Consider the following 24,975-nt stretch of genomic DNA (forward strand, 5'->3'; position numbering starts at 1 on the left):
GATAAAAATTAACCGTTTCTTTCCGTCTAGCCAGATGTGTTCCACTTGCGGGCACAAGGATGGAACGAAAGCGCTCCACATCCGGGAATGGGACTGCCCGCAGTGTGGGACTCACCACGACCGGGATGTCAATGCAGCGCTCAACATCTTGCATAAAGGGCTAAAAAAGACCTCAATTGAGGGCTGAATAAAAGCTAAGAACCGTCGGGACGACGGGGTTCGCCTGCTCAAAGAAATAAGCCGCTACCCAATGGTAAGTCGTGTTGGGCAAGCTTATTGTTCGCAGGAACTTTTGATTGAGAAATCAGAAGCCCGCGACTTTAGTCGTGGGAGGTTCACTAAATGCCCATACGGTTGTGAAGATGATGCCATTCATGCCGCTTGCAGCAGCCGATTTGATAATCTCCTTTCGAAACATGTGGCAAAGTCGCCACATCTCCGGCGTAAAACCAAACAAGGGGACAAGTAAATCAATGGTCATATGATTATGAAAGAGTTTCAAATCAGTGATCTTTGCTAGTTCTTTGCCGACAGTCATTTTTCCTACAGCCTGCGGTCCGAAAAGAAGGATAAAATTCATCACCATTCCTCCAACCTTAATAAATTTTATAGGGTAACATTTTGAACGGTTTGTCGATTGCGTCCGCGCTTCATATGAATCGATTGATAAAAGCAGTAAATACCGGTGCAGCTGAAGAGGATATAGAGAATCGCCATTCCATAGGAAGGGAGAAACGCGCCGATGATGACACCGAGCGACCCCATTATTTTTGCCCCTTGAAAAACAAGCCCGTAAACAGCCATATATGCGCCACGTACATTTTCCTGAGCCATTGATGCGAGCATGGTTTGGCAGTTCGGCACATACATGAGTTCGCCTAAGGAAGATACAAGGATCATAAACGCAAGCAACAGCCACTGATTGCTGAATGCGAGTGTTATATAGCCTGAACTATACAGGACAAGACCGACGAAGAGGACATGATTCGGGCGGTAATGCTTCATCCATTGATTGACGGCCACAGTGAAAACGACAATGAGCAGTGTGTTTTCCACACGCAGCCAGCTGAGCAATTTCAGGCCGTTAACGGATTGGTTCAGGATTAGTGTGTGAAACTCTTGTGAAAGCCGAATCGCAATATAATTGTTCATCTGAAATTCAAGGGAGAGGATCAGCAGATGAGCGAGACAAAAGACAAGAAAACGTTGGTCCGATGTTACGGTTTTGTAACTCTTTCCCATATCTCTTAGGAGCTGAACTACGGTTGTTACTTGGTTTTGCATCGTGCTCTGATGATGACTTTCGTGCATAAAGAAAGCGAGCAGTGTAAAAACAAAAACCGAAGTCAACGCTAGAATGACAAACAGCATGAATCGATGGCTGTTAAAATATAAACCACCGATAATCGTGCCGGCGGCGATTGAAAGATTGACCGACCAATAGTTGACACTGTACATAAATTGCCGATTTTTTTTGGTGCTTACGTCAATAAGCATTGCTTCTGCAGCCGGATTCATTAAACCGCTGCTGATACTCTGAAGCAGCATCATCGCGAACGTGATTCCCGGTGACAGGATCCAGGGTGAGTTAAACGCAGCCATGATAGTAAACGCGGCAATTTGAATCACTTGTGCTAGGATCATGACATGCTTCCTTCCGAGTCGATCGGAAATGTAGCCACCAAAAAAGCTTGTGATCAATGAAGCGATGACATTGAGCAGTAAAAGAAAACCGGCCATGGCTGTACCGAATTCCTTCGCAAAGTAGATCGCCATAAACGGGAAAACCATATTTCCGACGAATCGCGAAATGAAAGAGGTCAGAAGTCTAATTCTAATATTGGGATGCAGTTCCATGAATGTGTTCATCTCGTTCATCTCCTAGTGATTGTGAAGCTGTATGACTATTGTTCTATAAAATAAATCGTGAAAAAAGTGTAGACTAGAATAATTAATTTCCCCTTTTTTGTGAACCAAGTCGAGTACAATAGAGCTAGGGAATGAAAGAGGGTGATCGAGTGAATGCGATTGATTATTATACAGAGCTGTACTTAGCTAAAGTTCACGGATTTCAAAAACAAGTGGAGACAAGTATCAGTGAATGTGCAGCTGTCTTTTTCTGCTCGGAACGCAACGCAAAGCTGGTCATTCACAAAATGGAAGATCTGAATTGGATTCGTTGGACGAGCGGATTAGGGCGTGGAAATAAATCACAGATTTTATTTCTAAAGGAGCTCGATCTGTTTGTTGATGAGCAGATCAGCACGCTTGTTCAAACGCAACAATTAGATAAAGCGCTTAAATTCATTCAATCACACACATTACCAGAATCCTTGGCGGATCATTGCTACAAAAGGATAACACAGGAATTTGGGTATCAAACGGAAAAAAAAGAAAAGCATGAACGCGACATTCTTCGTATTCCGAAGAGGAGGCAGTTAGCGACTCTGGACCCCGCTTTTGCCGCGATCACCAGTGAATCTCATATTGCCCGGCAGCTATTTGATTGTTTAGTAAACTATAATCTAGAGTCGAATACGTTTGTGCCTCATCTCGCTCATTCTTGGGAGGCGTCATCAGATCGAAAGAGGTGGACGTTCTATCTGCGAAAGGGAGTTACCTTTCATCATGGCAAAGAATTGTCTTCTAAAGACGTTTTATTCACCATTAGGCGTATCTGCAATCCGGCGAATCAAGTGCCGTGCCGATGGTATTTCCGATCAATGAGCCACGTTTCAGCAGTTCATCCTTATGTGTTCACGATAGCTTTTACCGAACCGACACCGGCTTTGCTCTTTTTTAGTTCATTAAATCTTGCCATTCTTTCTGCAGATGTTGGGTTTGATCCTAAGCATATCATTGGAACAGGTCCTTTTAAAATCGTAAAATACACGAGTCAGCAGCTTGTTCTTGATCGTTTTGCCGATTACTTCAGCGTGCGTGCATTGTTGAATCGGGTTGAACTCTATTATGCGCCTGATCTGATCAGCTCGCAGAAAATTTATGATGTCCCCAATACGCAGCGACAATCGGCCATTCATGAGGAAGTTCATGAGGATATTGGCAGCAATTATATTATGTTCAATTTTAAAAAAGGAGGACCGCAACAGGATTACTGGTTTAGAAAGACAATCGATCTGCTTATTGATCGTCAAGCGATGATTCGTGTACTAGGCGGCAACCGCACCCGAATCGCGACTAGTTTTCTTGAAATGGAGTCAGGAGAATCACTGCACCCAACTGTTACAGATGATCAAGTAAAGCAATGTCTTTCTCGCAGTCATTATGATGGGGAGATGCTTAAATTCTACTATTTTGACCACCATCCAGTGAAAATAGATGCGCGGTGGATTCAGGCACGTGCAGCTCAAAGCGGAATTATTTTTGAACTCTATCCATTGTCGATGACCGATTTCTATAGTGAGCAGCTTATTCAGAATGCGGATCTGGTACTCGGTGGAGAGGTGCTGGAAGAAAATATCGAACTTGGTATCGCCCACTTGTTTCGGGATGAGAGCAGTTTAATTCGACGAATGATCAATAACGAACAAGCGTATCGGATTGACCTTTTTATTGATCAATTTCTTCAAATAAGCAATCAAGCGGAAAAGTACAGAGTCTTTCATCAGCTGGAAGACTATTTAAAGGATGAAAAACTGCTCATCTTTATGTATCATAACCGCCGAGAAATTACGTTTCATTCGGCTCTGGAAGGTATTAAGCTTAATGCGTTCGGTTGGGCTGATTTCAGTAAATTATGGATTAAACCTGACATAGTGCAGGAACATGACTGATTAAGGAGAATAAAATGAAATTTATCTCATGGAATGTCAACGGATTTCGAGCACTACAACGAAAGATGGATGTGTTCGCATGGCTGCAGGAAACTGGAGCCGATGCGTTCTGTATTCAGGAAACGAAACTGCATCAGGATCAGGTTCAGTTTGATACGCCCGGGTATTTTCAATATTGGAATGATGCAGTTCGCAAAGGCTATTCTGGCACAGCGATCGTTACAAAAAATGAACCTTTGAATGTAACCTATGGGATGGGCATTGAAGAACATGATCAAGAAGGACGCTTAATAACGCTTGAATACGAGAACTATTTCCTAATCACTGTCTACACACCTAATGCGAAGCGTGATCTGACGAGACTGGGATACCGGCTTGAGTGGGGTGCTGCATTCACCAAGTACATAAAGGGTTTGGATCAAATCAAACCGGTCATTTTTTGCGGGGATCTGAATGTCGCACATCAGGAGATTGATTTGACGTATCCTAAAAATAACAACGGCAACTCCGGATTTACTCAGCAAGAACGCGATGATTTTACTACTTTGCTAGACAATGGCTTTGTTGATAGTTATCGCTCGCTTTACCCGGAACAGACAGGTGCCTATTCATGGTGGTCGTTTCAATTCAATGCCAGACAGAGAAATATTGGATGGCGAATTGATTATTTCGTTACCTCTGAGCGGTTGAAAAGAAAAATTGTTGACGCAAGAATTCTTCGAGATGTCATCGGTTCGGATCATTGCCCGGTCGAACTCGAACTGAGTGAATACTATGGAAGACATGCGGGAAGATGAAACTTAGTAAGTTTTGTGGAGCGGCTTTCTTTATTCGGGAGAGAAAAAAACGTAACAATGGAAGGACTGTTATTCATGAGTACTTTTGAACCTCTATTTCAATCACTAGAATTACCCAATGGCGTGCGTTTAGCCAATCGGTTGGCGATTGCTCCAATGACTACCTGGTCAGGAAATGTCAACGGCACAGTATCTGATCAAGAAATTGCTAATTACGAGCGGCGTGCGCGACTTTCCAGTCTTTTCATTTCTGCATGTATTGCGGTATCTCCAACAGGAGTCACCTTTGATCGGCAGTTCATCGCCTTTGATGATGCTGTACTGCCGAGATTGAAAAAAATGGCGAAAGCAATGAAATCTGGAGGAGCTAAAGCGATTCTCCAAATTCACCATGGAGGAAGCGAAGCAAAAAAAGAATGGACGCTCTTCGGACAAACGTTAAGCGCGAGTGCTGTACCTTCCTACTCGGATCCGAATCAAGTACCTAAATCAATGACTGAAGAACAGATCGAAACAGTCATCAAAGAATACGGGATCGCCGCGCGGCAAGCCATTCGAGCGGGATTTGACGGCGTTGAAATTCATGGAGCCAATCATTATTTAATTCAGCAATTTGTTTCCGCTCACTTTAATAAGAGGACGGATGCATGGGGCGGCAGCCTTGAGAAGCGGCTGCGCTTTCCCATTGCGATTCTTGATGAGGTGCGCTCTATCGCACAGAAATATGCAGATGATTCGTTCATTATCGGTTACCGATTTTCTCCTGAAGAGATGTTTCATGATAAAGGCTATGATTTGCAGGATACCTTGAAGCTAGTGGACAGTTTAATCGAACATGGTGTCCATTACCTACATGTTTCTCAAGGTGACATCAGTTCCTTGCCTCACGGACATCAATCAGATGACCAAACAATTGTCCATCAGCTATCCACACATATACACGGCAGAGTTGCATTGATTGCCGTTGGCGGAATTCATTTTCCTGATCAAGCCGTTTCCGGATTAGGCGATGGAGCCGATCTGATCGCACTTGGTCGTGAGGCGATTATTGATCCCGATTGGACGGAAAAGGTTCGCACAGGTAAGATTGACCAAATCAAAAGCGCGCTTGATCTAAGCGCGCAGCGTGAACTCGTTGTTCCGGATCGATTATGGTCGATCATAACCACGCGAAGCGGCTGGTTTCCAATTGAAATAAATGAATAAAAAAAACAGGAGCGGATGACTCATTCGCTCCTGTTTGCTCATTTAATCGCATTCTGATTTGCCCATTCTTCCAATTCAATGATCGCATGATAAACTGTATCAACGGTACACTTCATTGGATGCATATGAATGAGGGATGTTGGTTTTAGTACAGCTACGGCAATTTCTCGAATCTCATCGTTGGTCAAATCACCTAAAGAGAGATCTCCGAGAGTAACGGGGAGATTGAGTGCTCTATAGAATGGAAGCAGACGTTTCATTTCCTCGTATTTTTTTTCAATCACGAGTTCAACCATAACGCCATACGAAACCTTGATGCCATGAAGCAAATGATGGGTTTCCTGCCTGATTGTCAACGCGTCATGCACCGCGTGAGCAGCCGTCGCGCGTCCGTATTCATCACCAAATCCCGCAACAAGACCGCTAGCCATAATATTGGTCTCCATAACCTGAGTCCAATCGTCGGTGAGTCTGCCGTCTTTCATATCTTGAATGGCTTTCTCTGCATGTTTGAGTGGGATTTCAAGGCATTGCCGCGCAGCTTCACGTGAGAAGAAAAGAGCTAGACTTTTACGATCTGCTTGTTGCAAGAGCAGGTCGGATTCATACCACTTGGCGATCGTGTCTGCTACGCCGGCAACGAAATAGTCGATTGGCGAGTCTAAAATCACACGTGGGTCAACGAGGACGAGGCTCGTTTGCGTTGGATAAATCTCGTGACCGATGCATTCCCCGTCCTCTTTGTACAATACAGACAGGCAGGACCATGCGGCACAATTACTTGCCATCGTTGGAAGAAGAATAATGGGAACAGCTCCGGCTTTATAACCGGCTGCTTTTGCGGTATCTAATACTTTTCCACCGCCAAGTCCAATGATCGCGTCAAGCTTCTCGTTTTTTATCAAGTCAATCATTCGCTGAATTTCATTCTTTGAACATTCACCATTAAAAACAACATCAACAACCTTAATCCCCTGTTTTGAAAGGTCTGGCAGATAGGCAGCCGCCTTCGCCATTGATTTTGTACCATGAAGAAAAAGAACACGGTTAATGAAACGGGATTTGAGCGCGGAAACAAGCCGATCATACGCACCAACTTCTGAAATATATTCTTGTGGAGCGATTCTTGATACTAATTGAAGTGCCATTTGCATTCTCTCCTTAATACGTACCTTTTCCTAAGCAGCTAATTATATAAGCGATCAAGTCGTGAATTATATATTAGTCGTTTTTTGCTTATTCTGTCAATGAAAACAAACTGAAAACTCTAGTAAAATTCACAAATTAATTATGCAAAAATAGTATCGTTTTCATTCAATTGCTGATCGAGCCTTTAAATGGCTAACGATTTTCGTTTTCACTATACTTAGAGGTGAATGATTAAGATAGAAAGACGGGTGATTGCAGTTGAAGAAGATTGTTTTTGGTTTTGATGACGAGTTTTATTTGCCGCAAGCTGAATTAAAGCAGCTGAAAGAGAACTATATGAACCAGTTTCAATTTGTTGAGCTAATGAATGACACCATTCCGGAAGGCGTGTCGATTGAGGATGCAGTGGCGTTCATTGGCGGACCATCAAGTGAATTGCTTCAAAAGATGCCGCATTTGCGCTGGCTGCAGCTCCCAAGCGCAGGAGCTAATCATTTTGCGCGACATCCTGACTTGGCGAATGATGTGATTCTCACAAATTCAAGCGGTGTTTTTGGTGTATTAGGTGCAGAGCACACCATAGCGATGGTTCTTGCTTTGACAAGAGAATTGCCACTATACGTACGACAAACGGAACGCCATCTCTGGAAATTAAGCGATCATTGCTTGCAAATTGACGGATCAACAGTCGCAATTATTGGTTATGGTGACATTGGCTCAGAAATCGCGCATCGTTTAAAAGCGTTCGGTGCACGGATACTTGCAGTAAAAAGAACGGCAGGTAAGGTACCGAAGGACGCGGACGCCGTTTTCGATTTGAGCAAGTTTACAGATGTATTGAATGCGTCGGATTTTGTTATTAATGTACTTCCCTTAACAAAGGAAACGGAACAATTGTTTAATGCAGCGCACTTTAATTCCATGAAAAAAGGCACTATTTTTATTAATGTCGGACGTGGTGGCACAGTAGATGAGAACGCTTTGATTGAAGCCGTGGAATCGGGCAGAGTCGGAGGAGCTGCACTTGATGTTACAGCTCAAGAACCGCTTCCGAAAGAAAGTCGTCTATGGGAACTTCCCAATGTTTTGATCACCTCGCATTCTTTAGGGGCCGGGCCAGGAAAATATAAAAAAAGAACAGACTTGATCAGAAGAAACCTAAAAAAATTTAGCAACGGACAACAGTTGGAAAATAGTGTAGATCGCAGTATTGGCTATTAATGATCGGCAGCTCTACTAATTAATCGAAGAAGCATCGTAAAGTCTCCGCTTAGGCGGGGATTTTTTTATGCGTTACTTTAGACCTATTAATCTAGTAAATATTTCAACCGAAACGAATATGTAACCTAATTTTGTCGGAAAAACATGAACTGTGTTGGTATAATAGGGATAGTGTTGAATCTCGAAAGATTTATAGATATGTGTAACCTGAATTTATAATCGGTATATGCTTGCTGAGCATGGATAAGGAGTCCGGTAGATTGAAAACAACAAAGATGAAAGTGATCGGCGCAGTATGTCTCTCCTGCTCCTTGATTTTGGGCGTTGACGGTGGGGCGGCTTTTGCGAATACTCAAGCTCAGCTTAACGACAAGTTAAATCACGTTCAGAACCAACAGCAAAATAACAAAAAGAAATTGACGTCCTCCAAAAAGAAGCTCTCTGAAAATCAGACAAAGCAGGATTCGGTAGTCGATAAAATTAAAGCCTCAGAGAAAAAAATTAACTCAATGAATGCAAAAATTGATCGCACAAAAGAAACTGTCCGGCAAAATCAGATGGATATCATTCAACTCAAACAAGCGATCAAGAAGATTGACAATCGCATCAAAATTCGCGGGCAATTATTGAAGGGGAGACTGCGTTCCATTTATATGAATGGCGGGGCGGTTAGTTACTTGGACGTACTGATGGGGTCCAGAAGCTTTGGCAATTTCCTGGATCGCATGCTTGCATTAAAAACGATCACTGATCAGGACAATCGGATTATAACTGATCAGAAAAAAGATAAAAATAATCAAGTGTCAAAGAAGAAGAAACTTCAAGCGGTTCTCGTTCAGACAACAAACGGGCTGCATAATTTGCAGACAATGAAGACAAACCTTGATCAAGAAAACGATAATAAACTAAGCTTGCTTGAGGAATTGAAGAGCCAAGCATCCGATATTGAAAAAACTGTGATGTCCTCAAATGAACAGACAGGAATTCTGAATGCGCAAGAGTCAGTCATCAAAAAGCAACTGGCTGATCTTGCCGAGCAGCAGACACGAGAAAAAGCGCGTGCAGAAGCAGAAGCTAAAGCAAAGGCCGAGAAGGAAAAGGCAAAGAAGGAAAAAGTCGAAGCGGCGAGACCAGATTCCAGTCAGCAGGTCACGGTTGAAAGCAACCCGAAAACCTCCGCCGAAACGGTATCGTCAACGAACAGTTCAACTGAAACGACGCAGACAAATTTTATTAAACCAGCGGCAGGATATATTTCTTCAGGGTTTGGTTATCGTTCTTTTGACAATGGATTTCATCCTGGAATTGATATTGCTAATAGTTCCGGCACACCAATTCACGCGGCAGCAGATGGTATCGTCTTCAGAGCTTACAACTCATCAAGTTATGGAAATTGTGTCATGATTTCGCATTTTATTAATGGACAACTTTACACCACTGTTTATGCGCACATGTCCTCGATAAATGTGTCTGATGGACAGAGTGTTTCGCAGGGACAGGTCATTGGAGCGATGGGCAGCACCGGTGAATCCTTTGGCTCGCATCTTCATTTTGAACTCTATGTGGGCAGCTGGACTCCGCCGCCGCACAATGGCGCAGTCAACCCGGAGAACTATATTAGATGAATTACCCTATTATTGCTTATAAGAAAGGCCGTTCAGATTATGTTCGGCTTTTTTTTATACGTAGAGGTTACAAGCGGTTCTGTATCAGCATTCCATGCATAAGGTTAGGATGAACGCGACTATCCGGATTTTATGGATGATTGGAGCTGATGATCACGAATAACCAGAAGATCTGTGGTGTAATTAATTTATCTGAATCAATTGACGCGACATTACCTTTGACTGAGCATCGTCCGGTAGCTGGTTTGCCCTTTTGCGGAAGGTATCGCTTAATCGACTTTCCATTGTCGAATCTTGCATCGGCAGGTGCTGATTCGATCGGTATTTTCATGAATGATCGATCGCGTTCCATCTATGACCATGTACGGAGCGGCAGTGATTGGGATCTAGACGGGGCTCATAGCGGTCTCTTCTTTTTCACTCCGACGATCGATCGGCCGACATATGGCAGGGTGAAAGAAGACCTTTCAAATTATTATGACAATCTTGAGTTTATTGAAAAATCTGGAGCAGATTATGTACTCATTATGGGCTCAAGGATGTTGTGCAATTTGGATGTGAATGCCCTTTTGCGTTATCATCTTGAGCAAAAAGCTGCGATCACGGTTGTTTATAAAAAGATGCATCGAATGGAATCAAATGGCGTGCGATCGACGAGTCTTGTGTTTGGTAAAGACGGGCGCGTGATTCAAATTGTATCCGAGGCAGAACAACAGGATGATCAGATTGCGAAGAATATGGAAATCTATCTTATGAATGCACGTTTGTTCACAAGATTGATCCGATGCTGCACCGCGGGGAATGAACTTTATCGTTTAAGAGACGCGCTTCATCAATCAGTTTCCGAATTTCCAACAATCGGATTTAAATATACCGGCTACATGAAGAACGTACAATCGATTAAAGCTTATTATGACGCAAATATGGATATGCTCAAAGATGCGAACCGCACAGCCCTCTTAAACGGGAATCATCGAATCAGCACAAAAATAAAAAATGAGGTACCCGCATTCTATGGCCAAAATGCTGAAGTATCAGAGATATTGCTTGCCAATGGCTGCGTGATTCATGGAAGTGTTCGACGGTCGATTCTTTCTAGAAATGTGACTGTAGCTGCAGGAGCGAAAATTGAGGGCTCGATTCTTATGGAAGGATGCGTTATAGGAGAAGGCGCTTGTTTGGAAAATGTCATTATGGATAAACAGACCTATGTTGAGCCCGGTTCCAAAGTCATTGGTTCAAAGTTTAAGCCCATTGTTATTGAAAAAAAATCAACAATTTATTTAGACACGTAACGACGTGTTCCGACGTCAAAAAGTCGGTCAAGCCCCGGTTTTTCTGAAAAATTGTTTTGATGCGCGAAAAACAGGGTAAAAGTAATGAAAGGGGACTAGTTTATTTTTTGAGGAGGGAAGCTGATGAGAAAATTGATCTTCTATACCTATCCGAGCTGCACTTCTTGCAGAAAGACAAAAGGCTGGCTGAAGGATCATCAGATAAGTTATGAGGAACGGCATCTTTTCCGGAATCGTCCGGATGCTCAAGAATTGATGGAACTTATTAAATTGTCGAAATCGGGTGTTGAAGATTTACTTGCAACGCGCAGCGCAATGTATAAGCAGTTGACGGTCAACTTGAATGATATGCCGCTTAGCGAGGCTCTTCAGCTTCTTTCCGATGAACCTAAATTATTGAAGCGTCCTATCATTACCGACGGGAAACAATTGGTTGTCGGTTACCATCAAGAGGATCTTAAAAGACTCACGCTGAATGATAAACGGGAACATCAAAAATCAATGGGATAGTTTGAAAAGTATGCGGGAAAAAGTAATGAGCATATTTTGGTAACGATGAATTTTAGCATGATTTAAAATGAGCGGCCGCAATCCCACTGGATTGCGGCCGCAAACGTTGCGAGTAGTGTTTTCAATTTTTTTGTTGCCGATTTTAAAAATAATGAAAAAGAAGGGATGCAGTAACTGAGTGTGGAATAGTTAGTTAACCCTGAATCTCGGAAACAAGCCTGTTTTCTTGAACAAAGCGAAAGCAGGTGATGATATGGAAAATTTAGACAATGGAACTGTTGAGCAAAGTCGAGAAATGCTGAAACAAGCGTACAACGCAGGAGCGTCAGACATTCATTTCTCGCCTCGCATGCGCGACACATTGGTTGAGCTCAGAATTAACGGGTATCTTTACGAACTCGTTAGACTTGACACCGAGTCTGCTGAGCGGATCATTAATCACTTCAAATTTTGTTCGGGAATGGATATTGGTGAGCATCGTCTTCCTCAAAGCGGCGCGATGCGCGCAATCATCAACCATGATCCTGTTTCCTTACGCATGTCCGTCCTGCCTACTCCGAATAAAGAAAGCCTTGTTATTCGAATACTGCCTCAAAGAAACGAATTACCCATTGATGAATTGACTGTGTTTGATGAAGCAAAGCGCGGATTATCTTCGCTGCTTTCTTATGAGAACGGTTTGATCCTTATTTCCGGACCTACCGGTTCTGGAAAAACAACAACCCTATACACACTGCTCTCTACATTGCAAAGGCGTTACCATGCGCGAGTGATCACGATTGAAGATCCGATTGAGAAGAAAAATGATGCATTTATTCAAATGGAAGTAAATGAAAAAGCAGATTTCACTTATGCGAAGGGATTCCGAGCCATTCTCCGACATGACCCCGATATAGTGATGATTGGCGAAATCCGTGATGAAGAAACGGCAAAAATTGCTGTGCGCGCTTCTCTGAGCGGACATCTTGTACTGTCCACCGTGCATGCCTCGAATGCGCCCGCAACTTTGCAAAGAATGGCTGAATTAGGGATTCCCCGATTTGATCTAAAGGAGACACTTGTTGCGGTTATCGCTGAGCGATTGGTGACGATTCAATGCCCAAATTGCGGACAAGCGTGTACCGGTAATTGTCCTCATCGCCATCATCCCAAACGTACCGGTGTCTTTGAAATTCTGGCGGGTATGCCGCTTCACGACTATCTGTCGGGGAAACTGACACGAAGCACGCCGTCAGCTTATAAAACGATTGAAGATTATGTTGAAGAGGGGATTGAAACCGGTTGGATCCCCAAGGATACGGTAAGGAGGCAAGCAGATGTTCTCACGGAAAAAATGGACTAGAAGGGAACAAGCTCAGCTTTTGATTGAACTTGGGGAATCGCTTAAGTATGGTTATCCATTAAATGTGGCCTTGACGTTACTCGCTAACCGGAGAAGGACGGCACTCCGTGTTGCAATTCAGCAAATTAGTGAGCGATTGAAGGCCGGCAATACACTTCATGAGACACTTAGTGACTATAAATATCCAAAGGAGGTCACAAGCTCAATTTATTTTGCAGAGGCAAGCGGTCACTTGTCGGAAGCTTTGATCGAAAATGGCCAAATGATTTTACGTAAAGAGCGCTACGTTCAAACATTGCGACGATTGATTCGATATCCACTTTTTCTTTTGTGGATATTAGCCATTGTTCTGTTTGTTGTCGGACATTTTCTCTTGCCCAATTTTATTCAACTGTATCATTCTCTATCGCTTGAACTCCCGGCCATAACACGAATGATGCTGTATTTAGCAGAACATATGGTTCTGGTGTTGCTGGTGATCGCCGGGTTCATACTTTTGGTAGCTATGGGCACAATTATTTTTCAGCATCAAGAGCTTTTAAATCGAATACGTTTAGCTGCGCGCATTCCTTTGCTTGCTAGCTTTATCAAATTGCACTATACACATCAGTTTGCTTTTCAAGTCGGAGGATTGCTGCGTTCCGGTTTGACAATTAAGCAGTCCGTTGAAATCTTGTCTGAACAAGGGACTTCACCTTTTCTAAAATTAGAATCAAAACGACTTAGCGAAAAGCTCATTCAAGGAGTGCCACTGAATTCAGCCATCGAAGATACGGTATACTATCTGCCTGAACTTTTAATGATTATAGAACAAGGCGGTCTCCAAAGCTCGTTAGGGAATGCGCTTGATCGTTTCAGTGATCAGCTCATGACTCGAATGGAACGGCAAACTAAATGGCTTTTGTCACTTTGCCAACCTATTCTATTGATTTTAATCGGTGGATTTGTGCTTCTCTTGTTTCTTTCCATTTTGTTGCCGGTTTTCCACATGATTAATGGTCTTTAACCAATCCCGGCAGGAACGTAGAGGATTGCAGGTAAAATAAACCGACATTAATTAATTGAAGGCTTATCTTCGGTTGGTATTGCTCCTTCAATGCTTTTTGTTCCTGAAAATAACGATCAGGCTTTTCATCCTGATGTTCGTAAAAGGTATCAAGCAGATCTTGGTCTTTGACCCACCGCTCGCTTGCCTGATCTGCCCATTCAGAGGGTTCCGACTCCAATTCTGATTCGATAAAGCGTTCGATTCTCTGAATCCCGCTCTTAACCGTTATTAGAGGGCTAAGGGTGTAGCAATAATTGGGCAATTTTTGATTGAGATCAAGCCTTGTTAACATAGTCTGGAAGCCTTCGATTAATGTTCCGTTTATTAATTGAAGGCCCATCGATATAAGCCGATCTTTTTTCAGATCACACTGATAACTAATCTTCATGTTGATCCCAAGCCACGGTTCCAGCGCGGGTGAAGATTGAGGCGCAAGGACTTGGTAAAGACGGATGTAGCGCCCGAGTTGTTCCGCCGTATTGAAAATTTGATGAAGGCGCGGAGAACCGAAGTGGACGAATTCGCCTTCATCGAGTTGATCGGTAAATCGGAAGGTGAGGGTTGCTGTTTCCGGTGTCTGACCAATTTGTTCAATATAATGCCAGTAAAACGGGCGATTCATTAACAATTTATCCATTTGCTTGGTTAATTTCACCTTTAATTGGGCCGGGTTGGATATAGGGAGTAATTCACAATCCGAACTTGAGAAAAATCGAACAAGAAAATCACGAATTTCCGCTTGCTGCATGATGATCATCCTCTGCTCTATTTTCTTGTTCAAAATTAATAACACTGCTTAGGTTATCCAGCTTAATTTTAATTTCTCCGTCTGATTCCGATTCCTCAAAGATATGAGCTATCTGCTGATCAACATCTTGTAGGTCGATGTGGTTGAGTATCTTATCCAGTTCACCAATGACCTGTTCGAATAGATGAATTTTATTATAGAGCAGGTTCAAAATATGACTTTCAACCGTTTCTCGTGTCGCAAAATTGTAAATATGGACGTCGTTTTCCTGACCAAGACGATGAATTCGGCCAATTCTCTGCTCAATCCGCATGGGATTCCATGGAAGGTCATAGTTAATCAGATGGCTGGCAAATTGCAGGTTAATACCTTCGCCGCCTGCTTCTGTTGCGACAAGCACCTGAACTCTATTCTGAAAAAGCATACGCATCCAATCTTTTTTATTCCGTCTGAAACCACCATTGAAGGGGACGGATGAAATACCATTTTTCTTTAAAAACCACTGTAAATAGAGTTGTGAAGCACGGTATTCTGTAAAAATAATCACCTTATCGTTTATATGTTTAATCAATTCAAGTGCTTTTTCAGCTTTAGAGTTATGATCAATTGCGTTTAACTTCTCAAAGATAGGATGCCAAAGTCGTTCATTTACCGGAGTCGCAGTCGACTTGTATAGTTTATTTAGAGTCGCAAATGCAGCTTCGCGGCTGCTGCATGCTTCTCGTTGCAGTGTAAGCAGTGAAAAGGGCTGAACGACTCCGTTTTCTCTTAGTGTTGATAGGCTATCATAGAAAGCTTGCTCAGTCTGCGAAAAGGGAATATCAAAAGATTTGATAATTCGTTTCGGCCAGTGGAGGCCGGTATCCTCACGGCGATTGCGAACCATAACTTGATTGACAAGTGCTTTAAGTTTTTGTTCATTCTTAACCGAGCGAATTCCCGATTTATAGTTCTTTGAAAAACTTTCGGCATCACCAAGATAGCCTGGTTTCAGCAACGAGACGAGATAAAAAATTTCATTGAGTCGATTCTGGATGGGTGTCGCGGTCAGTAAGAGACAAAACCGTTTCTTGAGTGATTGAACGAATTGATAGTTTTTTGTTTTGTGATTTTTAAGCTTATGTGCTTCGTCGATAATAATTAGGTCATAGTTTTGTTCCATAACGATGTCTCGATGGGGCTCACGTTTTGCCGTGTCAATAGATGAGACGACAACGTCATACTGACTCCAGACATAAGCCTTGCGCTGAGCGACTGCCGGAATATAGAATTTTGAGTTGAGCTCGGATACCCATTGCAGTACTAAAGAAGCGGGAACAAGGATCAGCACTTTTTTTACAAGTCCGCGAATCATATATTCTTTAATAATTAATCCTGCTTCAATCGTTTTTCCCAAGCCAACTTCGTCTGCTAGAATCGCTTTGCCGTGCATGTCCTCAATGACCATACGAGCGGTCTCTACCTGATGGGGGTGCAGCTTTAATAATGGAAGGCGTTTTGGGGCGATTAAGCCGTGAAATGTGGGAACGACCCGTTCTTTTTCGGCGAGATAGGCAAGCGAGAAGAGTTCGGATTTAGCCCAAGGACCGTCATCGTCGATTCGTTTGAAGAATTCTTCATGCCAAGTTCTGTCAAATTGGATAAGAGGTTTCATTTTCGACACCTTATATGTTAAAATTTTGTGAACAAAGTATTGCTAAATTCACTGAGAAAATGGTAGGATAACACTGTTAGTATGCACGATAATATCTGGAGTTAAACGATTGAATTGAATGGATTGCGGATGACGTTATGGGGAGAGACCGCTTCAGTGCGGTCGCCGAAGGAGCAAACGAGTAGTGAATCTCTCAGGCAAACAGGACTCATGACGGACGCACCTCTGGAGAGTGCCACGGGGCTACCAAAGGGGATACCGCTTGAAGCTTAGGCTGATAAAGCGATAAACTTTCAGGTATAAGGACAGGGGAAGACAAACTAATTGTCTTCCCCTGTCCTTTTTTAACATTCATTCAATGGTACGTCCAAAGAACAGCTTTAGTGGGAGGAATGAACGGAATGCCGGATTTGAAAACAACACCGCTCTACGACTTTTACAGAAGTCAAGATGTAAAACTGATTGACTTTGGCGGCTATCTATTGCCAGTACAGATCTCAGGAATAAAGCAAGAACATAATGCCGTGCGCAGTAATGCGGGTATTTTCGATGTATCTCACATGGGTGAGTTCTTGATTCAGGGAGAGAAAGCAGAACAGTTTCTTCAAAAAATGGTGACAAATGATGTATCCAAGGCTCGCCCTGGGGATGCATTGTATACCGCGATGTGTTATGAAGACGGCGGAACTGTCGATGACTTGTTGATTTATTGCCTTGGTCAAAATAACTATCAGTTGGTTGTCAATGCCGCGAATATTGATAAGGACTTCAAATGGCTCTCCGAACATGCTCCTCAGGACCTTGAATTGATTAACCAATCAAATAAAATAGCGCTGCTTGCTGTACAGGGGCCACGCGCTATCGCAATTGTTCAAAAAATCACTGACTACGATTTAACATCAATAAAGCATTTTAAATTTGCTGATCAAGTTTCTTTAGAAGGCGTATCATGTCTCGTTTCCCGTACCGGCTACACTGGGGAGGACGGTTTAGAACTTTATTGTCCATGGGACAAAGCGCCAGAGTTATGGAATGCCATTCTTGTATCAGGAAAAACAGAAGGGATCATTCCTTGTGGGCTAGGTGCGCGCGATACGCTGCGCTTCGAGGCGCGACTTCCTTTATATGGGCAGGAACTCAGTGCGACGATCAGCCCTCTGGAAGCAGGCATTGGTTTTGCAGTCAAGACGAATAAAGAGGCGGACTTTATTGGTAAAACAGTGTTGGCGCGGCAAAAAGCAGAAGGATTAGCACGTAAAATAGTTGGTCTGGAAATGATCGATCGAGCAATTCCACGTACACATTATAGTGTTTATGTGGGTGATACTAAGATCGGCGAAGTGACGACTGGCACTCAATCCCCAACACTTGGCAAGAATTTAGGCCTTGCTTTGATCAATAGTGAATTTGCAAAAATCGGCGGCTTGGTTGACGTGGATATCCGAGGAAAGCGCAAAAAAGCCAAACTAATTAAAACACCTTTCTATAAAAAAGGCTGAGGAGGAAATCAAATGTCAGAGTTTCGCTATCTGCCGGTGACGGAAGAAGATCGCCGCGAGATGCTCAATGTTATTGGCGTGCAGTCGGATGAAGACCTTTTTTCAGATGTACCGGCAAAGATCCGTTTTAAAGGAGATTTGAAACTTGAACCGAAGTTATCCGAACCGGAGTTGGTCCGTTTCTTAGCCGGACTCGCGAAGAAGAATGTGAGCACAAGAGACTATCCTTCATTTTTGGGGGCGGGTATCTATGATCACTATATTCCTTCTGTCGTGGACAGTGTAATCTCCCGTGGTGAATTTTACACGGCTTATACGCCTTATCAGGCTGAGGTGTCGCAGGGAGAATTGCAGGCGATTTTTGAATTTCAGACATTAATTTGCGAATTAACCGGGATGGAAGCTGCTAATTCATCAATGTATGACGGATCAACTTCGCTAGCAGAGGCGGCACTGCTCTCGAGCAGTGTAACACGAAATAAGAAAATTGTAGTTTCAGAAACCGTTCACCCAGAATATCGTCAAGTGCTTGCCACTTATGCACATGGACGCAGGCTTGATGTAGTTACTGTGCCAGCAAAAAATGGTGCTGTGGATCTTCAAACACTTGAGGCTGCTGTTGATGATGGAACCGCCTGCGTGATTGTTCAGTACCCGAATTTCTTTGGACAAATTGGGCCGCTAAAAGAAATTGAGCAAATCGTTCATGGAACAAAAAAAGCGCAACTTATTGTCGCAAGCAACCCGCTTTCCTTGGGACTTCTAACGCCACCGGGTAGCTTCAATGCTGACATTGTTGTTGGCGACTGTCAGCCGCTCGGAATTTCAGAATCGTTTGGTGGCCCTCATTGCGGATACTTTGCGGTATCCAAAAAATTGATTCGCAAGGTACCGGGGCGTTTGGTCGGAGAAACAGTAGATGATCAAGGTCAACGTGGTTATGTGCTGACGCTTCAGGCACGCGAGCAGCATATCCGCCGTGAAAAGGCAACTTCTAATATCTGTTCGAACCAGGCATTGAACGCTTTGGCTTCTTCAGTTGCGATGAACGCTTTTGGCAAGAAAGGAATCCGTGAACTTGCCGAACAAAATATTCAGAAGGCACATTACGCTGCTGAGCAGTTTAAAGAATATGGAATTTCTGTTTGTTCCGATCAGCCGTACTTTAATGAATTTGTTGTTGATTGCAAGCGACCGGTATCAGAGGTCAATCACTTGCTGCTCAAAGAGGGTATCATTGGCGGATATGATTTAAGCAAATCTTTTGATCAAATGAATAACAAAATGCTTATTGCTGTGACGGAAATGCGATCCAAAAACGAGATTGACCAATTCGTTGAAGCACTAGGAGGGATTATTGGTGGATAATCAAAATCAGGCGCTTATTTTCGAACGGAGCAGAGAAGGACGGACAGCGTATAGCCTGCCCCCACTCGATGTACCGGAAACGCCGCTTTCGAATATGGTTGACAAGGTGTATCTACGGCAGGAAGAACCAAATTGGCCGGAAGTTTCGGAACTGGAACTTGTCCGTCATTACATGGCTCTCTCAAGAAGAAACTTTGGCGTCGATAATGGGTTCTATCCGCTCGGATCATGTACGATGAAATATAATCCGAAGGTAAATGAAGTGGTTGCACGTCTTGACGGTTTGACGAATATTCATCCGTATCAGGACGAACATTCGGTACAGGGCGCACTTGAACTGCTCTATCGACTCCAAGAAAATTTACAGGAAATCACCGGTATGGATGCAGTCACACTGCAACCTGCAGCCGGTGCACATGGTGAGTGGACAGGTCTAATGATCATTCGGGCTTTTCATGAAGCAAATGGTGACGTGAAACGTACGAAGGTCATCGTTCCGGATACAGCACATGGTACAAATCCGGCTTCTGCCGCCGTTGCCGGATTTGATGCGGTAACGGTAAAGTCCGATGAAAATGGCCTTGTCGATTTGGATGATTTGAGACGTGTCGCTGATGAGACAACTGCTGCGTTCATGCTCACGAATCCGAATACATTAGGCTTATTTGAGACACATATTCAAGAGATTGCTGAAATTATTCATGCCGCGGGTGGTAAAGTGTACTATGACGGTGCGAACATGAATGCGATCATGGGTGTGACAAGACCAGGCGACATGGGGTACGACGTGGTACACCTCAACCTTCATAAAACATTTACCGGTCCGCATGGCGGCGGTGGACCTGGTTCAGGTCCTGTTGGTGTAAAAGCAGAGTTGGAACCCTTCTTGCCCAAACCATTGATCGTGAAAAAGGATGATGGCAGTTTTGGTTTTGACAATGATCGTCCGCAATCTATTGGCCGTGTAAAGGCATTTTATGGAAACTTCGGTATCAATGTCCGTGCCTACGCATACATTCGGACGATGGGCGGCAAAGGACTCTTCCAGGTTTCCAAAGATGCTGTTCTTAATGCGAACTACCTGTTAAAACGTCTGAGTGATGCCTTCGAAACACCATTCAAGCAGCTCTGCAAGCATGAATTTGTGCTCTCAGGCAGCCGCCAGAAGAAGTTGGGCGTGCGCACACTCGATATGGCCAAGCGACTGCTTGACTTTGGCTACTATCCACCGACCATTTACTTCCCACTGCTTGTTGATGAAGCGTTGATGATTGAACCGACGGAGACGGAGTCTAAGGAAACCTTGGATGCATTTGCCGACCATTTGATCGCAATAACAAAAGAAGTGGAAAACAGCCCTGAAATTGTTCAAGAAGCGCCTCATAAAACGGTTATCGGTCGATTAGATGAAACACAAGCAGCTCGTCACCCGGTACTGCGCTACGTGAAAGAAAAACACTAAGAATAGTAAATCAAAAAGCACCTTCGGCATGAAGGTGCTTTTTGATGTGTTAAGAATGATAAATTACGGTAATTAACCGTGCTTGATGCGACCATTCCATTTTTTAAATCCGCCGTCTAGGTCAAATAGATTTGTGTAGTTCATTCTCTTTAGAACGGCTGCTGCGCGGGCGCTTCTTGTGCCATTAGTATCATAAAGATAGATTGGCATATCATGTCGCACTTCCGTGTGGCGCATTTTTAATTGGGTTAACGGAATATTTCTTGCACCGAGAATATGGCCGTTCTTAAATTCATTAGGTTCTCGTACGTCAATTAACTGAGCTTTACGATAACCTGCTCGAAAATCGACTTCCGACAATGTGGTGAGATAGCGTCGCTGTAGATATCTGGCGATAAAGAAATAGCCTAAATATGCGGCGATCATTGCGAGTAATATAATCCAGCCCATGACTAGTCGTCCTCCTAATTCATTTCAAGTTTTATTATAACGATTTGTACCATTTTATGAAAGGTGTGAAACAGTCATAATTTATTCGTAGCGCAATGGTGAGCCTTGTTTGTTTACGGTAATTCCTTGTTTTTTAAGCGCTGTTATAGTAACATGAGGGAGTGAAAACGGAAGTTGTTAGGGGGAGACACGATGTCGCCTACTCCGAGTATGGAAGACTACATTGAGCGAATTTATTGGTTAATTCAAGATAAGGGCTATGCAAGAGTTTCGGATATTGCTGAAGCATTGGATGTGCATTCGTCCTCAGTGACTAAGATGGTACAGAAACTAGATAAGGATCAGTATCTGATTTATGAAAAATATCGCGGTTTCATCTTAACGCCAAAAGGTAAAAAAATGGGGAAGCGATTAGTTTATAGACATGAACTGCTTGAAGACTTTCTGAAATTGATTGGCGTTCATGAAGAGAATGTCTATAAAGACGTGGAGGGGATCGAGCATCACCTCAGTTGGGATTCAATTGACCGTATTGGTGACGTTGTCCAGTACTTTGAAGAGGATCCCAAGCGCGTGAGCCAATTATTTGAGATAAAAGAACGCACTGATGAAGAATGAACACGTGAGATCTGAAGAGATGAAAATCTTCAGGTCTCATTTTGCTTCTGTACTCATTTAATGGTAAGTAAGGGGGGAAGCTGGTGTGTTGATTGATATTGTTTTTTCCGGAGGAGGCGTCAAGGGGTTTGCTTTTGCCGGTGCGTTACAAGTGCTTGAGAGAACAGGCTACACATTTAAGCGTACAGCGGGGACCAGTGCCGGATCAATCGTTGCCGCACTAATAGCAGCCGGTTACACGGCAAAGGAATTAGAGAGCATTATAGGCGATATGGACACAAATAAACTGCTTGAGCCTTCAATGCGAATGCGCTTCCCGTTAGTTAAGTGGCTGCGCCTTTATTTCAAGATGGGACTATTTCGCGGAGATTCTCTTGAGAAATGGATTGCCAAATTACTCAAGGCTAAGGGTATTGAAGACTTCTCTGATCTTCCGAAAGACCGCCTGAAAATTGTCGTTTCGGATGTTACTAAGGCAAGACTTGTGGTCATTCCCGATGATTTGCAAGACTATGGAATTGATTCTTCTCATTTTTCAGTGGCCCGGGCCGTGCGAATGAGCTGCTGCTTGCCTTTCTTTTTCGAACCTGTGCCTCTTTATGACGCAAATGGCGTAAAGTCTTTAATGGTTGATGGCGGGATACTAAGCAACTTTCCACTCTGGATTTATAACAAAGAAGATGAACTCCCTGCGCGTCCATTTCTCGGGCTGCAAATCGTGGATAAAGATTCAGATTTTAAAGAAGCAACGAAAATAAAGAACGCGGCAGAATTATTTCGAGGATTGTTTAAAGCAATGCGTGAAGCTCATGATGAACGTGTTATTGAGAAGCTCAAGGGATCAAATATTATTTGTCTCCCAGTAGATAAAGTAAATACGAAGGAGTTCCAAATATCGAGTAAAGAAAGGAATCGATTATTTCAAATTGGCGCCGACAGTGTAAAAAAGTTTCTTGACCAGTGGTCCTATTAACGTAAAGAAAGAGCGATCAGCTTCAATTGCCGATCACTCTTTTTTTGCATTTATTTAGAAAAGCAGCCGTTTCTTTTTCTTGCTTTTCCTGCCTTCAATGACGGTCAGGTGTCCATGACTTTTTGATGTCTGATGGGTTAAATTATTTAGTGAATGTGTCCCGCTTTTAATGACTTTAAGTTTTGAGGTCGAGTGAAGACTTCGCGTTCGTCGGCTTAGAGCAACCGGTTTTCTTTTTTTACGTGACTGACGCGCCGCTTTTTTGTATCGTGCTTGATCACCGTTTCCTGTCCACTCGCCAAGGCGTCTAAAAAAGAATAACCCAATAACGATAATGAGTGCGATGATGATCAGTTGCGTAAACAAAACGGAATTCTGACTAGGTAAAAACATGGAGAGCAGGCCGAACAGTCCGAGTCCTCCAATCAACAAGAAGGTTAAGGAATAGAAAAATGTTCTCACGGACACTCACCCCCGTTTAATTAAAGCACTTGCTGTACAAGTACTTGTTCCTTTTCAATGGCTGAATCTCTCCGTCTCATTTCTTCGAAAGCGCGGATGCCGATTTCAATTTGATTGTCATCAGGCTCCTTTGTCGTTAACAATTGGACCCAAAGTCCCGGATAGCCAAGCCATTTCAGCACTGGAATGTGGCGTACCTTATTCGTTAGTTTAAGTATTTCATAGGCGAGCCCAAGATCAAGAGGGATCAACGCGATCCGGTACACGAGTCTGAGCAATAGTGGTTCGGTTGGTACAAAGAAATAAAGAAAAATACTAATGATCGCGGTAAACAAAATGAAACTTGATCCGCAACGATAATGAAGCCTGGAATGCTTACGTACATTGGCAACCGTTAAGGCGACGCCGCTTTCAAATGTATTAATTACTTTATGCTCAGCACCGTGATATTGAAACAGCCTTTTCATGATTGGCGTAAGTGAGACAAAATAAACATAGCCAACAAGCAGCATAATTTTGAAAAAACCCTCGAGCAGCACTTGAGCCACATCACCTGAAATAATCGGTTCAAATAAACTAGCGACGAATGCCGGAACTAAGGTGAAAATAAACTTAGCAAATAAAAACGAAATAATTCCAAGTGCGGTCAGACCAATAACCGTCTCCAAATGAAAACTTTTTTTCGCTTCTTCCTCTTTTGTAACCTCTGCGCCAGGTTCTTCTTCAAAGACTTCTGAAGAATAATTCAGATGCTTTGTTCCGATTGCACTCGATTCGATAATGGCGACGATTCCTCGTATTACCGGGATTTTCCGGAAAAATTTCAGAGAACGAAATTCTTTTTTTGGTGCTTCAAAGTAAGTGACGGATTGATCTTTCCGGCGAACGGCCGTAACCGTTGTGTACTTACCGCCCATCATCACACCCTCAATGACCGCCTGACCACCATATATAGGAAGTATTTTTTCCATTGCCCAATCAACCCGATTCTCATAAATAATTTTGTATCTCTAATACTTATTCTTATTCTACCCGAATTCACTTAAAACCTCTAGATTTGTGTTGATTATCTATTCATAGTTTTCTAACGGCATGCCTATTTGAGTCGGTGGGGAGAGCTTTGTTTCCAATTTTTTAAATTGTTTTTATGGAGATGGGCATACTGTACTACATGATTTACCGTAAAAGAGGGATTGAACATGGCGAGACGTAAAAAAAAGGCAACCACAAAACAAAAACATCAATTTGCGAAATCATTGGGTCGTACTGCGGTAACCGGACTCTTTGGCGGATTAATTTGGTCGGCAGCAGGGCTTGTCTGCTATTTATTAAACTTTAGTAAAGTAGGACCGTCATTGCTGTTCGCGCCGCTCACCTTTTGGTCATGGAGAAATAAGATCAGTGGCCAATTAATAGCGATCGCGGCAATTGGTGTCCTTTCTATTTTTATTGCTTCAGCCTACCTTTTTGCTTTTAGTAAAATAAAATCGATTTGGTTCTCAATTGGTTTTGGTCTTGTCCTATGGGGGGCAGTATTCTTTCTGTTTCAACCGCTCCTCAACGGATTGCCAAAAGTAACAGAGGTTGGATGGAATACGCTGACGACAACTCTGTGCCTTTATGCGCTTTATGGTTTGTTTATTGGGTACTCCATTTCTTTTGATTTTGAGGAAAATTCAGGAGTGAACAACTATTCAAATCAGTAATGCTGTGGTAAAATTGCTAGAGTGAATTTGTCTGCGCACCGTTCTTTG

23 protein-coding genes, 1 pseudogene and 1 riboswitch are annotated in these 24,975 nt (G+C 43.1%); of the genes and pseudogenes, 16 read left to right on the forward strand and 8 right to left on the reverse strand.

Annotated elements, in window-relative coordinates:
- Positions 1-187: zinc ribbon domain-containing protein (locus BM003_RS14960; RefSeq protein WP_177184819.1), on the forward strand; the 187-nt coding region annotated here is incomplete at its 5' end.
- Positions 188-334: 147 nt separating this feature from the next.
- On the opposite strand, the pseudogene BM003_RS14965 reads toward BM003_RS14960, so the two are convergent.
- Positions 335-580 (reverse strand): annotated as a pseudogene (locus tag BM003_RS14965) (DEAD/DEAH box helicase family protein); the annotation flags it as partial.
- Between the two features lie 26 nt (positions 581-606).
- Positions 607-1,869: an MDR family MFS transporter gene (locus BM003_RS14970; protein ID WP_177184820.1), complete on the reverse strand. Its 1,263-nt coding sequence runs from the start codon at positions 1,867-1,869 to the stop codon at positions 607-609.
- Positions 1,870-2,018: 149 nt separating this feature from the next.
- Here BM003_RS14970 and BM003_RS14975 point away from each other — a divergent pair, with 149 nt between their 5' ends.
- The 3 genes from BM003_RS14975 to BM003_RS14985 all read left to right on the forward strand — a co-directional run bounded on the left by BM003_RS14975 (position 2,019) and on the right by BM003_RS14985 (position 5,797).
- Positions 2,019-3,794: an ABC transporter substrate-binding protein gene (locus tag BM003_RS14975; protein ID WP_177184821.1), complete on the forward strand. Its 1,776-nt coding sequence runs from the start codon at positions 2,019-2,021 to the stop codon at positions 3,792-3,794.
- A gap of 14 nt (positions 3,795-3,808) precedes the next feature.
- Positions 3,809-4,591, forward strand: coding sequence for an exodeoxyribonuclease III (locus tag BM003_RS14980; RefSeq protein WP_093674462.1), 783 nt, complete (start codon positions 3,809-3,811; stop codon positions 4,589-4,591).
- 75 nt (positions 4,592-4,666) lie between these two features.
- Positions 4,667-5,797, forward strand: coding sequence for an NADH-dependent flavin oxidoreductase (locus BM003_RS14985; protein WP_093674504.1), 1,131 nt, complete (start codon positions 4,667-4,669; stop codon positions 5,795-5,797).
- Between the two features lie 38 nt (positions 5,798-5,835).
- Here the strand turns inward: BM003_RS14985 and BM003_RS14990 are convergent, their stop codons facing one another.
- Complete coding sequence (locus BM003_RS14990) at positions 5,836-6,945, reverse strand: iron-containing alcohol dehydrogenase family protein (protein WP_093674463.1); 1,110 nt, start codon at positions 6,943-6,945, stop codon at positions 5,836-5,838.
- 259 nt (positions 6,946-7,204) lie between these two features.
- Between BM003_RS14990 and BM003_RS14995 the strand changes: the two genes are divergently transcribed.
- The 6 genes from BM003_RS14995 to comGB all read left to right on the forward strand — a co-directional run bounded on the left by BM003_RS14995 (position 7,205) and on the right by comGB (position 13,945).
- Entirely contained in the window at positions 7,205-8,167 is a 963-nt protein-coding gene (locus tag BM003_RS14995) for a D-2-hydroxyacid dehydrogenase (RefSeq protein WP_093674505.1), read from the forward strand.
- Positions 8,168-8,427: 260 nt separating this feature from the next.
- A complete protein-coding gene (locus BM003_RS15000; RefSeq protein WP_177184822.1) occupies positions 8,428-9,792 on the forward strand; it encodes a murein hydrolase activator EnvC family protein in 1,365 nt (454 codons plus the stop codon).
- A 149-nt stretch (positions 9,793-9,941) separates the two neighbouring features.
- Positions 9,942-11,087, forward strand: coding sequence for a glucose-1-phosphate adenylyltransferase subunit GlgD (gene glgD, locus BM003_RS15005; RefSeq protein ID WP_093674465.1), 1,146 nt, complete (start codon positions 9,942-9,944; stop codon positions 11,085-11,087).
- Positions 11,088-11,210: 123 nt separating this feature from the next.
- Positions 11,211-11,597 (forward strand): Spx/MgsR family RNA polymerase-binding regulatory protein, encoded by a 387-nt coding sequence (locus tag BM003_RS15010; RefSeq protein WP_093674466.1) that lies wholly within the window; start codon positions 11,211-11,213, stop codon positions 11,595-11,597.
- 253 nt (positions 11,598-11,850) lie between these two features.
- Positions 11,851-12,939, forward strand: coding sequence for a competence type IV pilus ATPase ComGA (gene comGA, locus BM003_RS15015; RefSeq protein WP_093674467.1), 1,089 nt, complete (start codon positions 11,851-11,853; stop codon positions 12,937-12,939).
- The gene (gene comGB, locus BM003_RS15020) at positions 12,914-13,945 is read left to right on the forward strand and encodes a competence type IV pilus assembly protein ComGB (protein WP_093674468.1); all 1,032 of its coding nucleotides are present in this window, start codon (positions 12,914-12,916) and stop codon (positions 13,943-13,945) included. Before comGA ends, comGB begins: the two co-directional genes overlap by 26 nt.
- On the opposite strand, the gene BM003_RS15025 is transcribed toward comGB, so the two are convergent.
- Entirely contained in the window at positions 13,932-14,735 is an 804-nt protein-coding gene (locus BM003_RS15025) for a YqhG family protein (RefSeq protein ID WP_093674469.1), read from the reverse strand. The two genes, comGB and BM003_RS15025, sit on opposite strands and share 14 nt — an antisense overlap.
- Positions 14,713-16,389 carry a DEAD/DEAH box helicase gene (locus tag BM003_RS15030; protein ID WP_093674470.1) on the reverse strand — a complete coding sequence of 559 codons (1,677 nt, stop codon included), beginning with the start codon at positions 16,387-16,389 and terminating at the stop codon, positions 14,713-14,715. The genes BM003_RS15025 and BM003_RS15030 overlap by 23 nt, the downstream gene beginning before the upstream one ends.
- Positions 16,390-16,518: 129 nt before the next feature.
- Positions 16,519-16,609: riboswitch (glycine riboswitch) on the forward strand.
- A gap of 181 nt (positions 16,610-16,790) precedes the next feature.
- On the opposite strand from BM003_RS15030, the gene gcvT reads away from it, so the two are divergent.
- From gcvT to gcvPB, 3 genes are read left to right on the forward strand one after another with little or no spacing between them, the layout of a single operon-like run.
- On the forward strand, positions 16,791-17,888 hold the full coding sequence (gcvT, locus tag BM003_RS15035) for a glycine cleavage system aminomethyltransferase GcvT (RefSeq protein ID WP_093674471.1): 1,098 nt from the start codon (positions 16,791-16,793) through the stop codon (positions 17,886-17,888).
- A 12-nt stretch (positions 17,889-17,900) separates the two neighbouring features.
- Positions 17,901-19,256 carry an aminomethyl-transferring glycine dehydrogenase subunit GcvPA gene (gene gcvPA / locus BM003_RS15040; protein ID WP_093674472.1) on the forward strand — a complete coding sequence of 452 codons (1,356 nt, stop codon included), beginning with the start codon at positions 17,901-17,903 and terminating at the stop codon, positions 19,254-19,256.
- Entirely contained in the window at positions 19,249-20,718 is a 1,470-nt protein-coding gene (gene gcvPB / locus BM003_RS15045; RefSeq protein ID WP_143128482.1) for an aminomethyl-transferring glycine dehydrogenase subunit GcvPB, read from the forward strand. Before gcvPA ends, gcvPB begins: the two co-directional genes overlap by 8 nt.
- Before the next feature lie 72 nt (positions 20,719-20,790).
- On the opposite strand, the gene BM003_RS15050 is transcribed toward gcvPB, so the two are convergent.
- Positions 20,791-21,168, reverse strand: a complete 378-nt coding sequence (locus tag BM003_RS15050) for a rhodanese-like domain-containing protein (protein ID WP_093674474.1) — start codon at positions 21,166-21,168, stop codon at positions 20,791-20,793.
- 192 nt (positions 21,169-21,360) lie between these two features.
- On the opposite strand from BM003_RS15050, the gene mntR reads away from it, so the two are divergent.
- The gene (gene mntR / locus BM003_RS15055) at positions 21,361-21,786 is read left to right on the forward strand and encodes a transcriptional regulator MntR (RefSeq protein WP_093674475.1); all 426 of its coding nucleotides are present in this window, start codon (positions 21,361-21,363) and stop codon (positions 21,784-21,786) included.
- An 85-nt stretch (positions 21,787-21,871) separates the two neighbouring features.
- Complete coding sequence (locus BM003_RS15060; protein WP_093674476.1) at positions 21,872-22,759, forward strand: patatin-like phospholipase family protein; 888 nt, start codon at positions 21,872-21,874, stop codon at positions 22,757-22,759.
- 54 nt (positions 22,760-22,813) lie between these two features.
- On the opposite strand, the gene BM003_RS15065 is transcribed toward BM003_RS15060, so the two are convergent.
- Positions 22,814-23,221 carry an SA1362 family protein gene (locus tag BM003_RS15065; RefSeq protein WP_093674477.1) on the reverse strand — a complete coding sequence of 136 codons (408 nt, stop codon included), beginning with the start codon at positions 23,219-23,221 and terminating at the stop codon, positions 22,814-22,816.
- 20 nt (positions 23,222-23,241) lie between these two features.
- The gene (locus BM003_RS15070; RefSeq protein ID WP_093674478.1) at positions 23,242-24,192 is read right to left on the reverse strand and encodes a DUF1385 domain-containing protein; all 951 of its coding nucleotides are present in this window, start codon (positions 24,190-24,192) and stop codon (positions 23,242-23,244) included.
- Between the two features lie 228 nt (positions 24,193-24,420).
- Here BM003_RS15070 and BM003_RS15075 point away from each other — a divergent pair, with 228 nt between their 5' ends.
- Positions 24,421-24,927 (forward strand): YqhR family membrane protein, encoded by a 507-nt coding sequence (locus BM003_RS15075; RefSeq protein WP_093674479.1) that lies wholly within the window; start codon positions 24,421-24,423, stop codon positions 24,925-24,927.
- Positions 24,928-24,975 lie beyond the last annotated feature (48 nt).

Origin of the sequence: Sporolactobacillus nakayamae (assembly GCF_900113325.1) — a bacterium.
Lineage (GTDB): Bacteria > Bacillota > Bacilli > Bacillales > Sporolactobacillaceae > Sporolactobacillus > Sporolactobacillus nakayamae.